Annotated in this window: 20 protein-coding genes; 9 read left to right on the top strand and 11 right to left on the bottom strand. The window is 71.1% G+C overall.

The genetic code is table 11. The features are described from left to right. The first annotated feature begins 7 nt into the window (after positions 1–7). Positions 8–832, top strand: coding sequence for an HAD family hydrolase (locus AC1DWH_RS14270; RefSeq protein WP_456845100.1), 825 nt, complete (start codon positions 8–10; stop codon positions 830–832). A 5-nt stretch (positions 833–837) separates the two neighbouring features. Then, positions 838–1,365, top strand: coding sequence for an N-acetyltransferase family protein (locus AC1DWH_RS14265; RefSeq protein ID WP_477094289.1), 528 nt, complete (start codon positions 838–840; stop codon positions 1,363–1,365). Positions 1,366–1,376: 11 nt separating this feature from the next. Here the strand turns inward: AC1DWH_RS14265 and AC1DWH_RS14260 are convergent, their stop codons facing one another. The 3 genes from AC1DWH_RS14260 to AC1DWH_RS14250 are packed head-to-tail and all read right to left on the bottom strand — an operon-like array spanning position 1,377 to position 5,244. Continuing rightward, on the bottom strand, positions 1,377–2,414 hold the full coding sequence (locus AC1DWH_RS14260) for an arabinan endo-1,5-alpha-L-arabinosidase (protein ID WP_477094235.1): 1,038 nt from the start codon (positions 2,412–2,414) through the stop codon (positions 1,377–1,379). A 5-nt stretch (positions 2,415–2,419) separates the two neighbouring features. Further along, positions 2,420–3,928 carry an arabinosylfuranosidase ArfA gene (gene arfA, locus AC1DWH_RS14255; protein ID WP_477094234.1) on the bottom strand — a complete coding sequence of 503 codons (1,509 nt, stop codon included), beginning with the start codon at positions 3,926–3,928 and terminating at the stop codon, positions 2,420–2,422. Then, entirely contained in the window at positions 3,925–5,244 is a 1,320-nt protein-coding gene (locus tag AC1DWH_RS14250) for an alpha-galactosidase (RefSeq protein WP_477094288.1), read from the bottom strand. The genes arfA and AC1DWH_RS14250 overlap by 4 nt, the downstream gene beginning before the upstream one ends. 273 nt (positions 5,245–5,517) lie before the next feature. On the opposite strand from AC1DWH_RS14250, the gene AC1DWH_RS14245 reads away from it, so the two are divergent. The 5 genes from AC1DWH_RS14245 (at position 5,518) to AC1DWH_RS14225 (ending at position 10,705) form a co-directional block, all read left to right on the top strand. Continuing rightward, entirely contained in the window at positions 5,518–6,870 is a 1,353-nt protein-coding gene (locus tag AC1DWH_RS14245) for an ABC transporter substrate-binding protein (protein ID WP_477094233.1), read from the top strand. A 71-nt stretch (positions 6,871–6,941) separates the two neighbouring features. Then, positions 6,942–7,895: a carbohydrate ABC transporter permease gene (locus tag AC1DWH_RS14240; RefSeq protein WP_456845076.1), complete on the top strand. Its 954-nt coding sequence runs from the start codon at positions 6,942–6,944 to the stop codon at positions 7,893–7,895. Between the two features lie 17 nt (positions 7,896–7,912). Next, the gene (locus AC1DWH_RS14235; protein ID WP_477094232.1) at positions 7,913–8,809 is read left to right on the top strand and encodes a carbohydrate ABC transporter permease; all 897 of its coding nucleotides are present in this window, start codon (positions 7,913–7,915) and stop codon (positions 8,807–8,809) included. Between the two features lie 4 nt (positions 8,810–8,813). Beyond that, on the top strand, positions 8,814–10,064 hold the full coding sequence (locus AC1DWH_RS14230) for an arabinan endo-1,5-alpha-L-arabinosidase (protein ID WP_477094231.1): 1,251 nt from the start codon (positions 8,814–8,816) through the stop codon (positions 10,062–10,064). Beyond that, entirely contained in the window at positions 10,061–10,705 is a 645-nt protein-coding gene (locus AC1DWH_RS14225; protein WP_477094230.1) for a DUF624 domain-containing protein, read from the top strand. Before AC1DWH_RS14230 ends, AC1DWH_RS14225 begins: the two co-directional genes overlap by 4 nt. Positions 10,706–10,763: 58 nt before the next feature. Here the strand turns inward: AC1DWH_RS14225 and AC1DWH_RS14220 are convergent, their stop codons facing one another. From AC1DWH_RS14220 to AC1DWH_RS14205, 4 genes are all read right to left on the bottom strand, one after another. Continuing rightward, a complete protein-coding gene (locus tag AC1DWH_RS14220) occupies positions 10,764–11,813 on the bottom strand; it encodes a LacI family DNA-binding transcriptional regulator (protein ID WP_477094229.1) in 1,050 nt (349 codons plus the stop codon). Positions 11,814–11,959: 146 nt separating this feature from the next. Further along, positions 11,960–12,058 (bottom strand): 30S ribosomal protein bS22, encoded by a 99-nt coding sequence (locus tag AC1DWH_RS14215; protein WP_003792170.1) that lies wholly within the window; start codon positions 12,056–12,058, stop codon positions 11,960–11,962. Positions 12,059–12,241: 183 nt separating this feature from the next. Next, positions 12,242–12,469 (bottom strand): helix-turn-helix domain-containing protein, encoded by a 228-nt coding sequence (locus tag AC1DWH_RS14210; RefSeq protein ID WP_456847224.1) that lies wholly within the window; start codon positions 12,467–12,469, stop codon positions 12,242–12,244. A gap of 130 nt (positions 12,470–12,599) precedes the next feature. Continuing rightward, entirely contained in the window at positions 12,600–13,787 is a 1,188-nt protein-coding gene (locus AC1DWH_RS14205; protein ID WP_477094228.1) for an acetoin utilization protein AcuC, read from the bottom strand. Between the two features lie 131 nt (positions 13,788–13,918). Between AC1DWH_RS14205 and AC1DWH_RS14200 the strand changes: the two genes are divergently transcribed. Together AC1DWH_RS14200 and AC1DWH_RS14195 are read left to right on the top strand one after the other, a co-directional pair. Further along, entirely contained in the window at positions 13,919–15,295 is a 1,377-nt protein-coding gene (locus AC1DWH_RS14200; RefSeq protein ID WP_477094227.1) for a TrkH family potassium uptake protein, read from the top strand. A 4-nt stretch (positions 15,296–15,299) separates the two neighbouring features. After that, a complete protein-coding gene (locus tag AC1DWH_RS14195) occupies positions 15,300–15,992 on the top strand; it encodes a potassium channel family protein (RefSeq protein ID WP_477094226.1) in 693 nt (230 codons plus the stop codon). A 100-nt stretch (positions 15,993–16,092) separates the two neighbouring features. Here AC1DWH_RS14195 and yjfF read toward each other — a convergent pair whose 3' ends face one another. From yjfF to AC1DWH_RS14175, 4 genes are all read right to left on the bottom strand, one after another. After that, positions 16,093–17,121 carry a galactofuranose ABC transporter, permease protein YjfF gene (gene yjfF / locus AC1DWH_RS14190; protein WP_477094225.1) on the bottom strand — a complete coding sequence of 343 codons (1,029 nt, stop codon included), beginning with the start codon at positions 17,119–17,121 and terminating at the stop codon, positions 16,093–16,095. After that, positions 17,121–18,158 carry an ABC transporter permease gene (locus AC1DWH_RS14185; RefSeq protein WP_477094224.1) on the bottom strand — a complete coding sequence of 346 codons (1,038 nt, stop codon included), beginning with the start codon at positions 18,156–18,158 and terminating at the stop codon, positions 17,121–17,123. Before AC1DWH_RS14185 ends, yjfF begins: the two co-directional genes overlap by 1 nt. Continuing rightward, complete coding sequence (locus AC1DWH_RS14180) at positions 18,155–19,711, bottom strand: sugar ABC transporter ATP-binding protein (RefSeq protein ID WP_477094223.1); 1,557 nt, start codon at positions 19,709–19,711, stop codon at positions 18,155–18,157. The genes AC1DWH_RS14185 and AC1DWH_RS14180 overlap by 4 nt, the downstream gene beginning before the upstream one ends. Before the next feature lie 107 nt (positions 19,712–19,818). Then, the gene (locus AC1DWH_RS14175) at positions 19,819–20,829 is read right to left on the bottom strand and encodes an ABC transporter substrate-binding protein (protein ID WP_477094222.1); all 1,011 of its coding nucleotides are present in this window, start codon (positions 20,827–20,829) and stop codon (positions 19,819–19,821) included. Positions 20,830–20,860: the final 31 nt, after the last annotated feature.

Genomic DNA, 20,860 nt, shown 5'->3' with positions numbered 1-20,860 from the left:
CGCTCCCGTGCTGCGGGACCCGGGGTCCGGTCCGGACGGTCCCGGCACCGGCGCGTTCTTCGACGTGGACAACACGATCATCCGCGGGGCCAGCGCGTTCCACCTGGCCGTCGGCCTGTACCGGCGGGGGTTCTTCCGCAAGCGCGACCTGCTGGAGTTCGGATACCACCAGTTCCGGTACCTGACCTTCGGGGAGAACAAGCACCAGATCGACGAGGTGCGCAGCCGCGCGCTGTCGATCATGAAGGGGCACTCGGTCGCCGAGGTCACCGCGATCGCCGAGGACGTCTACGACGAGGTGCTCTGCCTGCGCATCTACCCCGGCACGCAGCGGCTGCTCGACCAGCACATCGCCGCCGGCCACTCGGTCTGGCTGGTCACGGCCACACCCGTGGAGATCGGCACGATCATCGCCCGCAGGCTCGGCGTGACCGGGTCGCTGGGCACGATCGCCGAGCACGAGGACGGGTTCTACACCGGCCGGCTGGTGGGCGACATGCTGCACGGCCAGGCCAAGGCCGACGCGGTGCGGGCGATCGCCCAGGAGCAGGGCATCGACCTCGAGTCGTCGTACGCGTACGGCGACTCGACCAACGACGTCGCGATCCTGTCCGAGGTCGGGTTCCCCTGCGCCATCAACCCGGACCGGCGCCTGCGCCGCTACGCCGCCGAGGTGGGCTGGCCGGTGCGCGAGTTCCGCAACCGCCGCCGCAACGCGCGCCGCGGCACCACCGTGGCCAGCCTGGCCGGCCTCGCGTGGGCGGCGGGCCTGGTGACGCGAGCCGTGGTCCGCTCCTGGCGCGGCACGCACGACGGGGAGGACGTCCTGTGAGCACCCTGGAGGCGACGGTCCGCCCCGCCGAGCACACCGACCTCAGTGCGCTCGCCGAGCTGGCGGCGATCACGTTCCCGCTCGCCTGCCCCCCGGGCTCGACCGCGCAGGACCAGCAGGAGTTCATCGCGACCGTGCTCTCGGCCGAGCGGTTCGCGGAGTACCTCGAGGACCCCAGCCGGACCGTCCTGGTCGCCGAGGACGGCGTCCTGGTGGGGTACACGATGCTGGTCGCCGGCGAGCCGACCGACGAGGACGTGCGGGCCGCCCTGCACCTGCGGCCGACCATCGAGCTGTCCAAGTGCTACGTCCACCCCGACCACCACGGCGCGGGCGTCGCCCACGCGCTGATGACCGCGTCGCTGGAGGTCGCCCGCGAGCGCGGCGCGCAGGGGATGTGGCTCGGCGTCAACCAGCAGAACGCCCGTGCGCAGGCGTTCTACACGCGCTCGGGGTTCGCCGTCGTCGGCACCAAGCACTTCACCGTGGGCACCCGCATCGAGGACGACTACGTGCTGGAGCGTCCGCTCTAGCCTCCTGCGCTCTAGCCGTCCTGCTCCGCACGCGTCGTCGCCACGGGCCACCCCTCGTCGTCCCACGCCAGCTCGCGGATCTCGAGCCGGAAGTCGCCGCCGGCGGCCGCGTCGTAGTAGTGGAACGCGAGGTACCCGCGGGACACCGACTGACCGCCGGGGCCGATCATGTCGCCGGTCGACGTCAGCAGCTGCTCGCCGCCGTCGAGAGTCATCTCCGACCCGGACCGGTCGACGTACGGACCGGTCACCTCCCGCGAGCGGCCGACCGCGATGTTGTACGTCGAGTCGGTGCCCTGGCAGCAGGCGTCGCGCGAGACGAACAGGTAGTACCAGCCGTCGTGCAGCACCACGTACGGCGCCTCGATCGCGTTGGGCGGCGAGGTGCGGCTGGCGATCGTCGTCGGCTCCGCCCCGGCCGCGACCTTGCCGGACGGCCAGGTCAGCTCGACCAGCTGGATGCCACCCCAGAACGAGCCGAACGCCATCCACGGGGTCCCGTCGGCGTCCTCGACGACGCCGGGGTCGATCGCGTTGTAGTCGGTCTCCCCCGGCTCGGACCCGATGACCTCGCCCTGGTCGACCCACGCGTAGTCGGGGTCGTCCGGGTCGAGCGTGGTGTTCGTGGTGAGCCCGATGACGGATCTGTTGGAGCCGAACGTGGACGCCGCGTAGTAGAGGTAGAACGTGCCGTCGTGCTCGACGACGTCGGGTGCCCAGAAGTTCGACACCCCCGGCACTGCGTCGTAGACCCACTCCGGCCGGGTGGCGGCGTCCCAGACGGTGCCGACGAGCTCCCAGGTCAGGCCGTCGTCGGTGGACCGCCGGATCTGCGGCGCGCCCAGCCCCGTGCGCACGTCGCCGGTGGAGAACACGTACCAGGGCTCACCCTCGGCGCCCGCGACCAGCGCGGGGTCGTGGGTGTGGATGTCCCCGCTGAGGGACAGGGCCGTCGCGGCGGGAGCCGGGTCGGACCGCAGTGCGGCCGCGGCCCCGGCACCCCCCAGCAGGGCGAGGGCGACGACGCCCGCCACGACGGCTCGGCGCACGGCGGTCAGACCCCCAGCCGGACGACGTTCCAGGAGACCGGTGGCACCTCGACGGTGAGCCGGCCGTCCCGGACGACCGCGGACGCGTTGGCCCGGGGCGCCACCGAGGTGTCGTCGTCGGCTGTCGCCGACCAGGTGTGGTCGGGGTTGGACAGCGTGGTCGCCTCGACGACGCGCAGGCCGGGCAGCGAGCGGGCGTCGACCTCGAGCGTGACGGTCTCGGTCAGCGAGCGGTTGACCGCGAACAGCGCGACCGCGCCGGTCTCGGGGTCCCGCGTCGCGACGGCGTCGACCAGCGCGGCGTCGCCGTACTTCGCCGTCTCGTACGTCGGCGACTCGACCGCCACCTGCAGCACGTCGCCGACCGCGTAGCGCGACGCCTGGGCGAAGGGATGGAAGATCGTCTGCTTCCAGGACCGGCCGCCGGGCTCGGTCATGATCGGCGCGATCACGTTGACCAGCTGCGCCAGCGACGCGGAGTGCACGCGGTCGGTGTGGCGCAGCAGGGAGATGAGCAGGTTGCCGACGACGACGGCGTCCGCGACGTTGTACCGGTCCTCGAGCAGCACGGGCGCGACGGGCCAGTCGTGCCCGGTCGGCGGCTTCGACTCGGCGCGGTGCTGGTACCAGACGTTCCACTCGTCGAACGAGATGTGGATCCGCTTGTCCAGCTTCTTGTGCGCGCGCACGGCGTCGGCGGTGGCGCTCACCGACTCCACGAAGTGGTCCATGTCCACGGCCGAGGCCAGGAACGAGCCGAGGTCGCCGTCCTCCTCCCAGTAGTAGGCGTGGGCGGAGATGAGGTCGACCTGCTCGTACGCCTCGGTGAGCACGATGCGCTCCCACTCGCCGAACGTCGGGATGGCGACGCCGGACGAGCCGCACGCGACCAGCTCGAGGTCGGGGTCGACCATGCGCATCGCGCGGCCGGTCTCGGCGGCCAGCCGGCCGTACTCGTACGCGGTCTTGTGCCCGATCTGCCAGGGGCCGTCCATCTCGTTGCCCAGGCACCACATGCGGACGTCGTACGGGTCGAGGGCACCGTTGGCGCGGCGCTGGTCGGACAGGCGGGTGCCGCCGCGGACGTTGCAGTACTCGAGGAGGTCGACGGCCTCCTGCACGCCGCGCGTCCCCAGGTTCACGGCCATCATCGGCTCGACCTCGGCCAGCTTCGCCCACCGCATGAACTCCTCGACGCCGACCGTGTTGGGGTCGGTCGAGTGCCACGCGAGGTCGAGGCGGGCAGGGCGCTGGTCCCGCGGGCCGACGCCGTCCTCCCAGCGGTAGCCCGAGACGAAGTTGCCGCCCGGGTAGCGCACCGTGCTGACGCCGAGCTCGCGGGTCAGCTCGAGCACGTCCTTGCGGAAGCCGTCGTCGTCGGCCGTCGGGTGCGCGGGGTCGTGGATGCCGGTGTAGACGCAGCGGCCGAGGTGCTCGACGAAGGAGCCGAACGTGCGCCGGCGGACCGGACCGACCCGGAAGGCCGGGTCGAGGGTGAGTCGGACGGGGATCATGGGGTCTCCTGGTTCGGTCGGTGGTCGAGCGCGGTCCAGCGCACGCCGTGGGACGGGAGCTCGAGGACGAGCGCGCCCTCGGGCTCCCACGTGGTGGGGTGCAGGTCGGTGGTGGCGCCGGGGGCCCACAGGTCCCGGGTGGCCCAGTCGCCCCTCGCCGCGGCGTGGCCGACCAGCGAGGAGAGCGGGAGCGAGACGGTCCGCGCCTGCGGGCCGGTCCAGAACGCGGCGACGTAGGTGGTCGCGTCCTCGACCGCCGTCCAGACGATCAGCTCGCCGTCGTCGAGCGGTTCGCGGACGATCTCCCGGCCGCCGGTCGCGTTCCGCAGCACGTGGCCGACGGCGGGGTTGGCCAGCAGGTCGAGGGTCGCCGGGTCGCTGGTCGGCAGGTCCCCGCCGACCATCAGCGGCGAGCGGGCCATCACCCAGAGGGTGAGGATCGTGCGCTGCTCGTCGGGGGTCAGCCTGCTGTGCCGGTCGTCACCGCGCTCCGCGCGCAGCCCGATGCGGCCGAGCGGCAACATGTCGGCGTCCGCCCACCCTCCGGGCCGCTGCAAGGGCGCCCACCGGGCCAGCCGCGCGAACTGCGCGTGCACGTCCTCCCAGCGGTCCCACAGGTCGTCGGAGATCCGCCACATCTGGGCGTGCCGGCGCAGGTGGTCGACCTGCGCGGTCGACAGGTGGGTGCCGGGCGAGAGCGAGAGGACGAGGTCGCGGCCGGAGCGTTCGACCGCCCGCGCCCACGCCTCGATCGCGTCCGGGTGGTACGGCGCGAGCATGTCGTCGACCTTGAGGAAGTCCACGCCCCAGCCGGCCAGCTGCGCGACCAGACCGTCGAGGTACGCCTGCGCCGCCGGGTGGTCGTGGTCGAGGCCGTAGTTGTCGGAGTTCCAGGGGCAGACCGAGGTCGTGTCGGCGGCGTCGCGGGCGGTCCAGCCCGTGCCCTCGACGGGCAGGTCCCGCTCGACGGCGAGCCGCGGGATCCCCCTCATCAGGTGCACGCCGAACCGCAGGCCCAGGGCGTGCACCTCGTCGGCGAGCGGGCCGAAGCCGCGTCCACCGGCCGCGGACGGGAACCGGTTCTCGGCGGGCAGCTGCCGCCCGAAGGCGTCGAGGACCAGCGACGATCCGTCGTTGTAGCCGTGCGCGCGGGCCGCCGGGTCGTACCAGTCGATGTCGACCACGACCGTGTCCCACCCGTGCGGCAGCAGCGTCGCGGCCAGCACGCGGGCGTTCGCCAGGACCTCGTCCTGCGTGACGGTCGTCCCGTAGCTGTCCCAGCTGTTCCACCCCATCGGCGGGGTCTGCGCGTGCATCGACATCGTCAGCCCCTTCGCCGTCGGTCGCTTCTACATCGTTGTAGACGCATCATGCACGGCCCCTCTGACGGCGTCAACCGGGCCGTTATGCGTTCGTGGCTTGACCCCGCGCCACTTCTCGTGTCATGTTCTACATCGTTGTAGATCAACGTTGTAAATGCAGCGCTGGTCAGACGGACTCGAGGTCAACGACGACCCTGACGGACCCGCCCCCGGCGGTCCTGACGCGACCGTGACCTCACACATCCTCGGGATATGGGAGGCAGGACGATGAAGAGGAACAGGCTCATCGCCGGCACCGCGTTCGCCGCGGTCGCCGGGATGCTGGCGCTCACGGCGTGCAGCGGCGGCGACGGCGGAAGCGACGGCGGCGACAAGCAGATCACGTTCATGTTCCGCGGCGGCGCGGACGAGAAGGCGGCGTACGAGGCCGCCATCGCCAAGTACACGGCGGACACCGGCGTGAAGGTGAAGGTCATCGTGACCGACGCCGACCAGTACGCCACCAAGCTGCAGGCGGCCGTGGCCGGCAACAACGTGCCCGACGTGTTCTACATCGAGCAGGCCAGCCTGCAGTCGTACGTCAGCTCCGGCGTGCTCGCGGACATCACCGACGAGGTGGAGGCCAGCGGCGTCGACCTCGACAACATCTGGCCCTACGGCGTCGACTCCTACCGCTTCGACGGCGAGCTCCAGGGCACCCCGGACGGCGCGCTCTACGGCCTGCCCAAGGACGTCGGCCCGTTCTCGTTCGGCTACAACAAGACGATGCTCGAGGCCGCGGGCATCCCGCTGCCCGACAAGGACACCCCGCTCACGTGGGAGCAGTTCGTCGACATCAGCAAGCAGCTCACCAAGGACACTGACGGCGACGGCGCGGTCGACCAGTGGGGCACCGGGCTCAACGTCCAGTGGAACCTGCAGTCGATGGTGTGGAGCAACGGCGGCGACTGGACCAACAAGGACCGCACCGAGGTCACGGTCGACACCCCCGAGTTCGCCGACGCGCTGCAGAAGTTCGCGGACCTGACCAACGTCGACAAGGTCACGCCGTCGGCCTCCGACGCCGCCACGCTCGACACCTACCAGCGCTGGATGGCCGGGCAGATCGGCTTTTTCCCGGTGGGCCCGTGGGACGTCTCGGTCTACAACGACCTCGACTTCGACTACGACCTGATCCCCTGGCCGACCGTCGGCGACGGCGGCACGGCCACCTGGCTCGGCTCGCTCGGCATCGGGGTCTCTGCCACGTCGAAGTACCCGGACGACGCCGTCAAGCTCGCCACGTACCTGAGCACCGACGCCGACGCGCAGCAGACGCTCGTCGACGCCAACGTCCAGATCCCGAACCTCATCGACATGGCGCAGACCTGGGCGGCGGAGGAGGGCGCCGAGCCCGCCAACCGCCAGGAGTTCCTGGACATCGCGCAGGAGTACGGCCGCGCGATGCCGGCCGCCTTCACCTACGGCGCCGAGTGGTACGACGAGCTCTGGACCAACATCCAGCCGGTGCTCGACGGCAAGCAGACGGCCGCCGACTACCTGGCCGAGGAGCAGCCGAAGATGCAGAAGCTCCTCGACGAGTCGAACGCCAACGCCGAGCAGGCCGCGGCCGGCAAGTAGTCCCACCCCTCCCTGATCCCGCCGCCCGGGCACGCCCCCGGGCGGCGGGATCCCCCGGAAAGGACCTCGCGATGACCGCGACCCTCGAGTCGACGTCGACCGGCGCCGCCGGCCTGACGCCCGAGCAACGGGCGAAGAAGGCCAGCCGCCGCCTGCACCGCGCGGAGCACCGGTGGGCGCTCGCGTTCGTCGCCGCGCCGATCATCGGGTTCCTGCTGTTCACGCTGTACCCGATCTGCTTCGCGGTCTACGCGTCGCTGACCAGCTGGAACGGCCTGGGCCCGATGACGTTCGTGGGTCTCGACAACTACGTGACCCTGTTCGGCGACGAGTACTTCCGCATCTCGCTCTACAACACGTTCTTCTACATGATCGGCATCCCGATCGGCCTGGCGCTGTCGCTGCTCCTGGCGCTCGCGCTCAATCGGAAGATCCACGGGCGCACGGCGTTCCGGACCATCTACTACGTCCCGGTGATCTCCTCGCTGGCCGCGATCGCGATCGTGTGGCAGTTCGCCTACAACGGCGACTTCGGCCTCATCAACCAGGTGCTGGCCTGGTTCGGGATCGACGGGCCCGACTGGCTGCAGAACACCGCGACCGTCAAGCCGGCCATCATCATCATGGCCATCTGGAAGGGGCTCGGGTACTCGATGCTCCTGTACCTGGCCGCGATCCAGGGCGTGCCCGCGTCGCTGCACGAGGCCGCGGCGCTCGACGGCGCCAACTCGTTCCAGCGGCTGCGGAACATCACGCTGCCGATGGTCCGGCCGGTGACCTTCTTCCTCGTCGTCACCAACATCATCGCCGGGTCCCAGATCTTCACGGAGATCAACATCATGACCCCGGCCGGCGGCCCCGAGTTCAGCTCCGCCTCCATCGTCTGGTACATCGTCCGCAAGGCCTTCAAGTACCAGCAGATGGGGTACGCGACGGCGATGTCGATCGTGCTCGGCGTGCTCGTCTTCGTCATCACCTTGATCCAGTTCCGCCTCAACCGGCGCAACAGCTTCAGCATCGACTGAGGAACGGAGACGCAACCATGGCCACGACCCTGATGAAGCCGCCCACCCCGGCCCCGACCGACCGACCCCGGACAGGTGCGCAGCGGGAGAGCCGCCTCGGCAACGCCGCCCTGTTCGTCCTGCTCGCCGTCGGCTCGCTGGTGATGCTCGCGCCGCTGCTCTGGATGTTCACCACGGCGCTCAAGACCAAGGTGCAGGTGTTCGCCCTGCCCCCGGTCTGGATCCCGAACCCGCCGCAGTGGGACACGTTCGTGCGGATGTGGACCGAGGCCCCGATCCTGTCGGGCTTCAAGAACAGCCTCATCGTCGCGCTGAGCGTGACGGTCATCGGGACGTTCACGTCCGCGCTCGCCGCGTTCGCGCTGGCCAAGCTGCGGCTGCCCTACAAGAACACGATCTTCCTCGTCCTGCTCTCGGGCCTGATGGTGCCGTACCCGACGATCATGATCCCGCAGTTCGTGATGTTCTCCCGGCTGCACTGGGTGGACACCCTGCTGCCGCTGATCGTCCCCCTGCTCTTCGGGAACATCATCATGATCTTCTTCCTGCGGCAGTACCTGTCGACCGTGCCCGACTCCATGATCGAGGCCGCCAAGATCGACGGGGCGTCCTACCTGCAGATCTTCCGCGTCATGATCATGCCGATGATCCGCCCGGCGATCGCCGCCCAGTTCATCCTCTGGTTCATGTTCGTCTGGAACGACTACCTGGCGCCGATCCTCTACCTGAACACCCCGGAGAAGCAGACGCTCCAGGTGGTGATCGCCAACCTCAACGTCGAGTTCGCGACGCAGCGGGACTACCCGCTGATCATGGCCGCGTCGTTCGTCGCGCTCCTGCCGATCCTCGTCGTCTTCCTCATCTTCCAGCGGCAGATCATCGAGTCCGTCGCGCTCACCGGCTCGAAGGGCTGACCCGATGCTCCCCGACACGGCCCTGTGGGGCGGCCGGCACGCGCACGACCCGACCGCGGTTCGCGACGACGACGGCACGTACTGGCTGTTCTCCACCGACGCCTGGGCGGACGGTCCCGTGCGGGCCGGCGTGCAGGTGCGGCGCTCGAAGGACCTGGTCACGTGGGAGTTCCACGGCTGGGCCCTCGACGGGGTGCCCGCCGACGGTGCTGCCTGGTCCGGGGCCGCCGGCCTGTGGGCGCCGGACGTGGTACGGGTGGGCGACGAGTGGCGCATGTACTGGTCGGCGTCGACGTTCGGCTCCCGCACGTCCGCCATCGGCCTCGCGGTCGCTCCGCACCCGACCGGCCCGTGGGAGGACCGCGGGCTCGTGGTGACCAGCCGGCACGACGTCGACGGGCCGAACGCGATCGACGCGAACGCGGTGGTCGACGCCGACGGCCGGCACTGGCTGGTCTACGGCTCGTTCTTCGGCGGCATCCACGCGCTCGAGCTCGACCCGGCGACGGGCCTGGCGGTGGGCGACGCCCCCGGGATCCTGCTCGCCCGCCGCCCGCGCAGCGTCGAGGGCGCGGTCGAGGGTGCGTTCGTGCTGCCGCGGCCCGGCGGCGGCTACGCGCTGGTGCTCTCCTACGACTCCCTCTTCTCGACGTACCACGTGCGCGTGGGCGTCTCGGAGTCGCTGACCGGCCCCTACGTGGACCGCACCGGGCGCGGCCTCACGGAGCTCGACGGCGACCCGGCCCTCGTCGGCACCCTCGTGCTGGCCGGCCACGCGCTGGCCGGCGGCCGCGCCTGGCTGGCCCCGGGGCACGCCTCGGTGCTCGTCGACGGCGACCGCCAGCTGCTGGTCCACCACGTCCGGGACGCCGACGACCCCACGCAGCACGAGGTGCAGGTGCGCCGGCTCGTCTGGACCGCCGACGGCTGGCCCGTGGTCTCGCCGCAGCCCTGGGCGGGGGACGCGGAGCCCGACGACGACCCTCCGACGGACCCCGCCGCGCTGGCCGGGACGTGGGAGCTGGTGACGTTCGACCAGGCCACGGCCGGCAGCGTCACCACGTCCCGGACCATGGAGGTCGGCGACGAGCTCCTGGCCACGGTCCGCAGCCACGGCGACGGGCGGTTCACCTCGCCGCGCCTGGAGCTCGTCGTCTTCGGGTCGGTCGATGCCGTCCGCGGCGTGCGGACGCTCTCGTTCGCGGGCCTCGACGCCGCCGGCAACGCCACGCTCGGCACCCGGGTCGGACCGTGAGCGCCGCGACGCACGACGACGACGCCGTCGGCGGCTGGGCCGGGCGCGTCATGGTGTTCCTGCGCGCCGGCACGCAGCTGGTCGCGGTGAACGTCCTCGTCCTCCTCGGCACCCTCGCGGGCGGCGTCGTGCTCGGCGCGTACCCCGCGCTCGGCGCCGGCGGCGCACTGCTCGCCCGGCTCACCGCCGGGTCGCCGTCCGAGCACGTCTGGCGCGACTTCTGGTCCGCCTACCGCGCCGGCTTCCGGCGGCTCAACCTGCTCGGAGCGCCCCTGACCGTGGGATTCGTGCTCCTGGGTGTGGACGCCTCCGTGCTCGCCGCCGCGTCCCCCGGCCCGACGAAGGCCGCGCTCACCGCCGGCGTCGTCGCGCTGACCGGCTACCTGACCGTCGCGCTCGCCACGCTGGCGCCCGTCGCCCGGCGCTACGCCGACGCGCCGGTGGCCCGCACCTGGCGGTTCGTCGGCGTCGCGCCCCTGCTCTGGCCGCTCACGAGCCTCGGCGTGCTGGCCGCGCTCGTGGTCCTCGCGGTCACGTTCAGCCACGTCGCCGTGCTCGTGCCGCTGGCCGGGGTCAGCCTGCCCCTGCTGGTCAGCGGCTGGGTGGTCGACCAGCGGCTGACCCGGCTCGACGCCGCCTGAGCTGAGCCCGCCCCGCCGCGTCGGCTGGGACCCGCTCAGGATCCCTGCTGGGGCCTGCTCAGGCTCCCGGCGCCTGTTCGCCGAGCGTCGACTCGCGGCCCACGATCTCGAAGTCCGTGATGACCTGCTCGAACGGCCGCCCGGGCTCGGTCTCCTCGATGCGGGCGAGCAGCAGGTCGACGGCGGTCGTCGCGATCTGCTCGCGCCCCGGCGCCACGGTGGACAGGGTCGGCGACGAGTAGGCGGTCTCCTCGATGTCGTCGAAGCCGATGACCGCGATCTGCCCCGGGACGTCGATGCGGCGCGCGTGCAGGACGTGCAGGGCTCCGAGCGCCAGGGCGTCGTTGAGGCCGAAGACGGCGTCGATCTCCACGCCCGAGTCCAGCAGCCGGGCCATGGTCTCCGCGCCGGTCGCCCGGTGCCACAGGCCCGCCTCGCCGACGAGGGCCGGGTCCACGGGCAGACCGGCCTCGGTGAGCGCCTGCCGGTAGCCCTGCACGCGCAGCGCGGCCGAGCCGACGGTCTCCCCCTCGTGCGCGCCGACGACGGCGATGTGCCGCCGCCCGAGGTCCAGGAGGTGCTGGGTGGCCGCGCGGGCCGCCTCGACGTTGTTCATCGTCACGTGGTCCGCGGGACCCCCGAAGATGCGCTCGCCCAGCAGCACCATGGGGAAGTCGACCCGCAGGGCGTCGGCGTCCTGAGGTCCGAGCTCGAGCGGCGAGAAGATCAGCCCGTCGGTGAGGTGCCGGCGCTGGCCCGAGAGCACCTCGAGCTCGCGCTCCCGCACGGACCCCGTCTGCTCGATGAGCACGGTCAGCCCGCGCGCCTCGGCGGCCCGGATGACCGAGTCGGCCAGCTCCGCGAAGTACGGCAGCGACAGCTCCGGCACCGCCAGCCCGATGATTCCCGTCCGGCCGCGGCGCAGGTTCCGCGCCGAGATGTTCACCTGGTACCCGAGCTCCGCGATCGCGGCCTCGACCCGCTCCTTCGTCGCCGGCCGGATGTACTGGTACCCGTTGACCACGTTGGACACGGTCTTGATGGACACCCCTGCTCGCGCGGCGACCTCGTGCATCGTCACCGCGGCACCACGCCTGGCCGTGCTCATCGCTGTCTCCTTGTACGCGTGACCCTGGGACAGAGTCGCAGACCAGAGCAACTCTACATCGTTGTAGAAGGCGTGTCCGGACACACGAAAGGCCCGGCAGCTGCCGGGCCCCTCGACTGCCTAGCGACCCTGACGGGCCGCGCGGCTCACTTCTTGTTGCGGCGCTGGTGGCGCGTCTTGCGAAGAAGCTTGCGGTGCTTCTTCTTGGCCATCCGCTTGCGGCGCTTCTTGATGACGGAGCCCATGGGGTCCTCACTTCGCTTCCGATGGAGACCCGGCAGACGGGCCGTTCTGGTGGTCGATCGACGCGTAGAAGAGATCGAGTGCAATCGAGTCGCCCACGCACGAACAAAGTCCGAGGCTCTACCTTACGCGATCCGGAGCCGTCCCGACGACGCGCCGGTCCTCGGAAGCACCTCGGACCCGGCTCAGGAGCTGCGGCGGTCCTGCTCGCGCGCCTCGACCGCCGGCGACGTGGCCAGGTAGTGGTCGAGCGCGTCCTGCGGGACCCGGAACGAGCGGCCGACCCGCACCCCGGGCAGCTCGCCCGAGTGCAGCAGGCGGTACACGGTCATCTTCGAGACGCGCATCACTTCGGCGACCTCGAGGACGGTGAGGAACCGCGTGCGGCCAGGCTGGTCGCGCTGCTCGCTCATGTCTCGTCCATTCCGCCCGTCGGCGCGGCGGGCCCGCGCACCCTCCTGCGGGTGCCGGATCAGCCTAGTGGCGCCTGGGACGCGTGGGAAAGAGGGGACGCCTGGGACGTCCCCCGTCCGGCCCAGCGGGTCAGTCGTGCTCCGGGTCGAGCCCGAGGTGCGGGAAGACGGCCGCGCGGGTGGCCCGGATCGCGCGGTCGACGTCGTCGGACGGGTCGTAGCCGGACGACCACGGGCTGAACCGGGCGTCGCGACCGTCGGTCATCGTGTCCGGCCCGAGCCGGCCGTACCGCTCGCGCACCAGGTTCCGCCACTCGTCCGGGATCTGCGCCGCCGGGTCGACGGGCCGGTGCGTCGCGATGCCGAGCAGGTGGGTCCAGGCCCGCGGGACCACGTCCACCACGGCATACCCGCCCCCGCCCAGCGCCAGCCAGCGCCCGCCGGCCACCTCGTGCGCGAGGTCGTGCAGCTGCTCCGCCGCCAGGCGCTGGCCGTCGACGCTCACCCGCAGGTGCGTCAGCGGGTCGAGGACGTGGGTGTCGCAGCCGTGCTGGGTGACGAGCACCTCCGGCTCGAACGCGCGCACGACGGCGGGCACGACGGCGTCGATGGCGCGCAGCCACCCCGCGTCGCCCGTCCCCGACGGGAGCGCGACGTTGACCGCCGTGCCCTCGGCGCCGGGTCCGCCGATCTCGCGCGCGTGGCCCGTGCCGGGGAAGAGCGCCTGCCCGGTCTCGTGCAGCGACACCGTCAGCACGCGGGGGTCGTCCCAGAACACCGCCTGCACCCCGTCGCCGTGGTGCGCGTCGATGTCGACGTAGGCGACCCGCTGGACGCCGGCGTCCAGCAGCGCCCGGATGGCGACCGCCGCGTCGTTGTACACGCAGAACCCCGACGCGGCCGCCGGCATCGCGTGGTGCAGGCCCCCGGTCACGTTCACCGCGTGCTCGGCACGCCCCTCCCAGACGGCGAGCGCCGAGTCGACCGACCCCTGCACCACCATGGCCGAGGCCTCGTGCATGTGCGGGAAGACGGGGTCGTCGCTGGTGCCCAGGCCGTGCTCCGGGTCGTGGGTGCCCTCGCTCGACGCCCGGTGCACGGCGGCGACGTACGCCCGGTCGTGCACGGTGTGCAGGAGCGCGTCCGACGCGACGTCCGCGCCGACCAGCTCCACACCCGGGCCCGAGAGCAGCCCCAGCGCGTCGGCCAGGCGGATGGTGAGGTCCAGGCGCTCCGACGTCATCGGGTGGCCGTGGCCGAAGTCGTACGCGAGCATCTCGCGCGACCACACCACGCGCACGGGCGCCGAGGACGTCATGGGCATCACCGTCGCACCCGCCGGGCCCCCTGTCGATCCGACGAGCTCGCGCCTGTCGGGTCGAACCACACCGGTCGCCCATGCCAGAGTTGCCCCGACCGGCGGGCGCCGGCCGGTTGCGGGGAGGTGCGATGGCGCGGGGCGGCCCGGGCGTGGCATGGCGGTTGCGCGAGCTCGTCGACCGCTCGGCGCGCCAGTCCCCCGCCCGCCTGGCCCTCGGCGTGTTCGCGCTGGTGATCGCCCTGGTCACCGTGGCACTGTCCGTCCCGTGGGCCACCGCGAGCGGCCACCGGGCCCCGTTCGTCGACGCCCTGTTCACGGCCACGTCCGCCAGCACGGTCACCGGTCTGGTGGTGGTGCCCACCGGCGAGTACTGGTCCACGTGGGGGCTCGTCGCCATCCTCGTGGCCATCCAGATCGGCGGCCTGGGCGTCATGACGCTGGCGTCGCTGCTCGGCATGGCGGTGTCCCGGCGGATCGGGCTGACGCAGCGGCTCCTCGTCTCGTCGGAGACCAAGGAGACCCGGCTGGGCGAGGTCGGGTCGCTGATCCGGACCGTGGTCATCACGTCCGTCGCGCTCGAGCTGGTCATCGCGGTGGTGCTCTTCCCGCGGTTCCTGCTGTTCGACGAGGACCTGGGCGCGGCGGCGTGGCACGCGATCTTCTACGCGATCTCGGCGTTCAACAACGCGGGCTTCGTCCCGACGGCGTACGGGCTCGAGCCGTTCGCGGCCGACTGGTGGGTCCTGATGCCGATCATCATCGGTGTCTTCATCGGCTCGCTCGGGTTCCCCGTGATCCTCAACGTCGCCCGGTACCTGCGCGACCCGCGCCGCTGGAGCCTGCACTCGAAGCTGACGATCACCACGAGCGTGGCCCTCGTGATCGCCGGCTCGGTCCTGGTGGCGGCGTTCGAGTGGACCAACCCCGAGACGTTCGCCCCGCTGGGTCCCAGCGCCACGGCCCTGGCCTCGCTCTTCGCCGGCGTGATGCCACGGTCCGGAGGCTTCTCGACGGTCGACGTCGGGCAGATGCACGAGAGCACGTGGCTGCTGATGGACGCGCTGATGTTCGTCGGTGGCGGCTCGGCCTCGACCGCCGGCGGCATCAAGGTCACGACGCTGGCCGTCATGCTGCTCGCCATCCTGGCCGAGGGCCGCGGGGACAAGGACGTCGAGGCCTACGGGCGCCGGATCCCCCGGGAGGCCCTCCAGGTCGCGATCGCCGTCTCCCTGGTCTCCGCGACGCTCGTGCTCGTCTCGTCGCTGCTGCTGCTGTCGATCACGAACCTCCGGCTGGACCGGGTCCTGTTCGAGGTCATCTCCGCCTTCGCCACCTGCGGCCTGTCCACCGGCGTCACCCCCGGGCTGCCGCCCCCGGCGAAGTACGTGCTCACCGTGCTCATGTTCATCGGCCGGACCGGCACGATGACGCTTGCGGCCGCGCTCGCGCTGCGCAACCGTCGTCGGGTGATCCGGCTACCGGAAGAGAGGCCGATCATTGGCTGACAGGTTGAGCGAGATCAAGTCCTCGCAGAAGGGACCGCGCACGCCCCGGAAGGACTCGGGCGTGCTGGTCATCGGGCTCGGCCGGTTCGGGTCGTCCATCGCGGCGACCCTCGACCGGCTCGGGCAGGACGTGCTGGCCGTCGAGCGCAACCCCGACCTGGTCGCCCAGTGGGCCGGTCGGATCGCGCTGGTCGAGGCCGACGCCGCCAACCCCGAGGCCCTCGAGCAGCTGGGCGCGCGGGAGTTCCCCGTGGCCGTCGTCGGCGTCGGCTCCTACCTCGAGGCGTCCGTGCTGATCACGGGCAACCTCGTCGACATCGGGGTGCCGCAGATCTGGGCCAAGGCCGTGAGCAACGAGCACGCGCGCATCCTGCAGCGGATCGGCGCCCACCACGTGGTGCTGCCCGAGGCCGACGCCGGCGCCCGTGTGGCCCACCTGGTGTCCGGCAAGCTGCTCGACTACATCGAGGTCGAGGACGGGTTCACCATCGTGAAGATGCGCCCGCCCAAGGAGACGCAGGGGTTCACGCTCGCGCAGTCGCGGGTGCGCGAGCGCTACGGCGTCACGGTCATCGGCGTGAAGAGCCCCGGGATCGAGTTCGCCTACGCGACGCCCGAGACCCGCCTGTCCGTCAACGACCTGATCATCGTCTCGGGCCACGCCGACCTGCTGGAGCGCTTCGCGGCCCGGCCCTGAGGTCGCGCATGCGAGGTCGTGAGTTTCCGACGAGGTCGTGAGCTGCAACTCACGATGTCGTCGGAAACTCACGACCCGACGCGTCGTTCGCCCGCCCGCCTCAGCGGCGCCGGATCACCAGCAGGCGCTGCAGGACCACGAAGATCAGCAGCAGCGCGCCGATGAAGATCTTGGTCCACCACGAGCTCAGGGTGCCCTGGAACGTGATGATCGTCTGGATCAGGCCCAGCACCAGCACGCCGAGCACCGACCCCAGGACGAAGCCGCTGCCGCCGGTGAGCAGCGTGCCGCCGATGACGACGGCGGCGATGGCGTCGAGCTCCATGCCGACGCCGGTCAGCGAGTAGCCGGACCGCGAGAAGATCGCGAACAGCAGGCCGCCCAGGCCCGCGCAGGTGCCGCTGATGACGTAGACCAGCACCTTGGTGCGCGCGACCGGCAGGCCCATGAGCTTGGCGGACTGCTCGCCGCCGCCGATCGCGTAGACCGTCCGGCCGAACCGCGTGTAGTGGAGGGTCACGAACGCGATGAGCACGACCGCCAGCGCGATGACGCCGCTCGGCGTGATCACCAGCCCGTCCGCGGTGCCCCACCGGGTGGTGGACAGGGCGACGATCGTCGGGTCCGTGATCGGGATGGACTCCGGCGCCACGAGGTAGCAGAGCCCGCGCGCCAGGAACATGGCGGCGAGGGTGGCGATGAAGGGTTGTATCTCGAACACGTGGATCATCACGCCGACCACCAGGCCGAGCGTCGTGCCCACCAGGATGATCGTCGGGATGGCCACGGCGGCGCCGTAGCCGTGCGTGAACATCCAGGCCGCGATGCAGCTGGACAGGGCGACGACCGCGCCGACGGACAGGTCGATGCCGCCGGTGAGGATCACGAACGTCATCCCGACGGCGAGCACCACCAGGAACGAGTTGTTGATCAGCACGTTCGCCATGACGCGGCCGGTCAGGAAGTTCTCGTACCGCGAGCCGCCGATGGCCAGCATGACGATCAGGACGACGACGGTGCCCAGGACGGGCAGGTAGCGCTCGTCGATGCGGAAGCGCCGGACCCGGGTGCCGATCGACGGCGGGGCGTCGGCCTGGTGGGTGGTGGAGGTGAGCTGGTCGGTCGCCATCAGGCCGGTACCTCCGAGGGGACAGGGGCGGGGGCCGGTCGTCGGGACCGCATCTTGTTGCGGACCACCGGCGACTGGAGCAGGCAGACCGCGATGACGACGAGGGCCTTGAACAGCGAGACCGCGTTCGCCGGGATGCCGAGGATCGTCACGGACAGGGTGAGCGTGGTGATGACCATGGAGCCGACGAGCGTGCCGGCCAGCGAGAACTTGCCGCCGGCCAGCGACGTGCCGCCGATGACCACCGCCAGGATCGCGTCCAGCTCGATGAACAGGCCGACGTTGTTGGAGTCGGCCGCCATGATGTCCGAGCTCTTGATGAACCCGGCGATGCAGGCGAAGAACGCGCAGAGGATGTAGACGGTCCAGATGATCGTCCGCGCCCGCACGCCCGCCAGCCGCGACGCCGACGGGTTGATGCCGACGGCCTCGATGAGCACGCCGAGGGCCGTCCGGCGGGTGACCAGCGCCGTCACGACGAAGAAGAACCCGGCGATCAGCGCGGCGACGGGCAGGCCGAGGAAGTACCCCGACGCGAGCGTCTTGTAGGGCGCGCTGGTCACGGTGGTGATCTGACCGCCCGTGATGAGCATCGCGATCCCGCGCCCGGCGGTCATGAGGATCAGGGTCGCGATGATCGGTTGGATCCCGACGACCGCGATGAGGAACCCGTTCCAGGCGCCGATGACCAGGCAGACCAGCACGGCCACGCCCATGGCGCTGAGCACGGTCGCCACGGAGTTCGGGTCCGGCGACGACGCGATCTGCGTCAGCGCGATCGCACCGGCGATCGCCATCACGGCGCCGACGGACAGGTCGATCCCGCGGGTGGCGATGACGAGGGTCATGCCGAGGGCGACCAGCAGCAGCACGCTGGTGCGCCGGATGATGTCGATGGGCCCGCCGAACAGGTGGCCGTCGCGGACCTCGATGTCGAGGAACGTGTGCGACTTGAGCACGCAGGCGAGCAGCAGGACGGCGAACGCCACGATCGGCCAGAACAGCCGGTGGCGGGCGATGGTGCCGACGGCGTTCATTCGTCCTGCCCTCCGCTCGCGATGAGGTGGACGACGTCGTCGGTGGTGACGTCGTCGGAGTTGGCGATCTGCGCGACCAGGCGGCGGTCGCGCAGCACGGCGATGCGGTGCGACAGGCGCAGGACCTCGTCCAGCTCGGCGGAGATGAAGACGACCGCCATGCCCTGGGCCGCGAGGTCGGCGACGAGCCGCTGGATCTCGGCCTTGGCGCCGACGTCGATGCCGCGGGTGGGCTCGTCGAGCAGCAGGAGCTTGGGCTGGGTTGCCAGCCAGCGCGCGAGCAGCACCTTCTGCTGGTTGCCGCCCGAGAGGTTGCCGGCGATGGCGTCGGGGTTGGCGGGCCGGATGCCCAGCGCCTCGACGTACCGGTCGACCACCTCGTCGGACTTGCGCTTGGACACCCGGCGCAGCCAGCCGCGCTCGGCCTGCAGGCCCAGCACGATGTTCTCGCGCACCGTCAGGTCGCCGACGATGCCCTCGGTCTTGCGGCTCTCCGAGGAGTAGACGATCCCGCGGGACAGCGCCGAGCGTGGCGTCCGCATCTTCACGGGCTTGCCCTCGACGGTGATCTCGCCCTTGTCCGCGCGGTCGGCGCCGTACAGCAGCCGGGCGAGCTCGGTGCGGCCCGAGCCCAGCAGCCCGGCCAGCCCGACCACCTCGCCGGAGTACACGTCGAGGTCGAACGGCTCGATGGTGCCCTTGCGGCCGAGCCCGATGGCCTGCAGGTACGGCTTGGTGTCGGCGCGCTCGGCGACGGAGCGCTTGGGCGACTCCTCCAGCTGCTCGAGCACCTCGAGCGCGCGTCCGATCATCTTCTGCACCAGCTCGACGCGGGACAGCTCGGCCGTCCGGTACTCCCCGACCAGCGCGCCGTTGCGCAGGACCGTCATGCGGTCGCTGATCGCGTACACCTGGTCGAGGAAGTGCGAGACGAACAGGATCGCGACGCCGCGGTCGCGCAGCCCGCGCACGACGTCGAACAGGCGGGCGACCTCCTCGGCGTCGAGGCTCGAGGTGGGCTCGTCGAGGATGAGGACGCGGGCGTCCACCACCATCGCGCGCGAGATCGCCACCAGCTGCTGCACCGCCAGCGAGTGCGCCGACAGCGACGACTTGGGGTCGATGTCGAGGTTCATGGTCCGCAGGTGCTCGCGCGCGGCGGCACGGGTGCGCCGCCAGTCGACGACGCCCGCTCGGCGCACCTCGTGCCCGAGCATGATGTTCTCGGCCACGGAGAGGTTGTCGCAGAGGTTGACCTCTTGGTACACGGTGCTGATCCCGGCGGTCTGAGCCTGCGCGGGACCGGTGAACGTGCGCTCCTCGCCGCCGACGACGATGCGGCCGGAGTCGATCGAGTACACGCCCGTGAGGGCCTTGATCAGCGTGGACTTGCCGGCGCCGTTCTCGCCCATGAGGGCGTGCACCTCGCCCGGGAACAGCCGGAAGTCGACGCTGTCGAGCGCCTTGACGCCCGGGAACGTGATGGAGATCCCGGTCATCTCGACGATCGGGATCGTGATCGGGTTCGGGATCGGGGAAGCAGTGTCGGTCATCGTCGACCTTTCGTCCGCGCCGGTCTCACGGTACCGGCAGGGCGGTGCTGCCCGGGGGGACGTCGAGGTCCCCCCGGGCAGCCTGTGTCATACCGGCCGGGTCGGGGTCAGTACTGCCGGGTGGGCAGAGCCTCGATGGCCGCCGCCTGGTCGAACGCGTCGTCGTGCGTCACGATCCGCGGCTCGACGGTCCCGCCGTCGTGCAGCGTCTGGATGATCTTGGCAAGGTCCGGGCCGAGCAGCGGGTTGCACTCGACGATGTAGCTGATCTTGCCCTCGGACAGCGCGACCATGCCGTCGTGGACGCCGTCGATGCTGACGACCTTGATGTCCTTGCCGGGCACCTTGCCCGCGGCCTCGATCGCCTCGATGGCGCCGAGCCCCATGTCGTCGTTGTGGGCGTACACGAGGTCGATGTCCGGGTAGGCCTGCAGGAAGCCCTCCATGACCGTCTTGCCCTCGGCGCGCGTGAAGTTGCCCGTCTCGGACGCGATGATCTTGATGTTCGGGTTGTCCTTCGTGGCGTCCGCGAAGCCTTCCTTGCGGTCGATCGCGGGAGCGGAGCCCGTGGTGCCCTGCAGCTCGACGACGTTGATGGGCTCGGTGCCGAGGTTGTCGGACACCCACTCACCGACCCGCTTGCCCTCCTCGATGAAGTCCGACCCGATGAACGTCGCGTACAGCGACGTGTCCTTGCTGTCGACCGCGCGGTCCGTGAGGACGACGGGGATCCCTGCCTGCTTGGCCTCCTCGAGGACCGAGTCCCAGCCGGACTCGACCACCGGCGAGAACGCGATGTAGTCGACGCCCTGCGCGATGTAGGACCGGATCGCCTGGATCTGGTTCTCCTGCTTCTGCTGGGCGTCGGAGAAGCTCAGGTCGAACCCGGCGTCCTTCGTCAGCGTGTCCTGGATGGACTTGGTGTTGGCGGCACGCCAGCCGCTCTCGGAGCCGACCTGGCTGAAGCCGACCTTGATGAGGTCGCCCGAGCTGTCGCCGCTGCTGCCGCTGGTCGACGCGTCACCGGAGTCGCCCCCGCTGCTGCAGCCTGCGAGCCCGAGTGCGAGCACCGCGATGCCGGCGGCGATCGACCGGTTCCTGAACATCTTGCTGGCCATCTGCTTCTCCTCCTCGAGAAACGCACCTGCA

The organism is Cellulomonas sp. P2_F12 (assembly GCF_056403775.1).
Note: the sequence above shows the minus strand (reverse complement) of the source record. Positions and strands in the feature narration are given on the sequence as shown.

What these genes read in the sequence shown, in the direction of transcription:
- AC1DWH_RS14210 (WP_456847224.1), bottom strand. Translation starts at nt 12,469, where the DNA reads ATGAGCGAGCAGCGCGACCAGCCTGGCCGCACGCGGTTCCTCACCGTC.
- AC1DWH_RS14175 (WP_477094222.1), bottom strand. Translation starts at nt 20,829, where the DNA reads ATGGCCAGCAAGATGTTCAGGAACCGGTCGATCGCCGCCGGCATCGCG.
- AC1DWH_RS14215 (WP_003792170.1), bottom strand. Translation starts at nt 12,058, where the DNA reads ATGGGCTCCGTCATCAAGAAGCGCCGCAAGCGGATGGCCAAGAAGAAG.
- AC1DWH_RS14200 (WP_477094227.1), top strand. Translation starts at nt 13,919, where the DNA reads ATGGCGCGGGGCGGCCCGGGCGTGGCATGGCGGTTGCGCGAGCTCGTC.
- AC1DWH_RS14185 (WP_477094224.1), bottom strand. Translation starts at nt 18,158, where the DNA reads ATGAACGCCGTCGGCACCATCGCCCGCCACCGGCTGTTCTGGCCGATC.
- AC1DWH_RS14245 (WP_477094233.1), top strand. Translation starts at nt 5,518, where the DNA reads ATGAAGAGGAACAGGCTCATCGCCGGCACCGCGTTCGCCGCGGTCGCC.
- arfA (WP_477094234.1), bottom strand. Translation starts at nt 3,928, where the DNA reads ATGATCCCCGTCCGACTCACCCTCGACCCGGCCTTCCGGGTCGGTCCG.
- AC1DWH_RS14230 (WP_477094231.1), top strand. Translation starts at nt 8,814, where the DNA reads ATGCTCCCCGACACGGCCCTGTGGGGCGGCCGGCACGCGCACGACCCG.
- yjfF (WP_477094225.1), bottom strand. Translation starts at nt 17,121, where the DNA reads ATGGCGACCGACCAGCTCACCTCCACCACCCACCAGGCCGACGCCCCG.
- AC1DWH_RS14220 (WP_477094229.1), bottom strand. Translation starts at nt 11,813, where the DNA reads ATGAGCACGGCCAGGCGTGGTGCCGCGGTGACGATGCACGAGGTCGCC.
- AC1DWH_RS14250 (WP_477094288.1), bottom strand. Translation starts at nt 5,244, where the DNA reads ATGCACGCGCAGACCCCGCCGATGGGGTGGAACAGCTGGGACAGCTAC.
- AC1DWH_RS14180 (WP_477094223.1), bottom strand. Translation starts at nt 19,711, where the DNA reads ATGACCGACACTGCTTCCCCGATCCCGAACCCGATCACGATCCCGATC.
- AC1DWH_RS14235 (WP_477094232.1), top strand. Translation starts at nt 7,913, where the DNA reads ATGGCCACGACCCTGATGAAGCCGCCCACCCCGGCCCCGACCGACCGA.
- AC1DWH_RS14240 (WP_456845076.1), top strand. Translation starts at nt 6,942, where the DNA reads ATGACCGCGACCCTCGAGTCGACGTCGACCGGCGCCGCCGGCCTGACG.
- AC1DWH_RS14205 (WP_477094228.1), bottom strand. Translation starts at nt 13,787, where the DNA reads ATGACGTCCTCGGCGCCCGTGCGCGTGGTGTGGTCGCGCGAGATGCTC.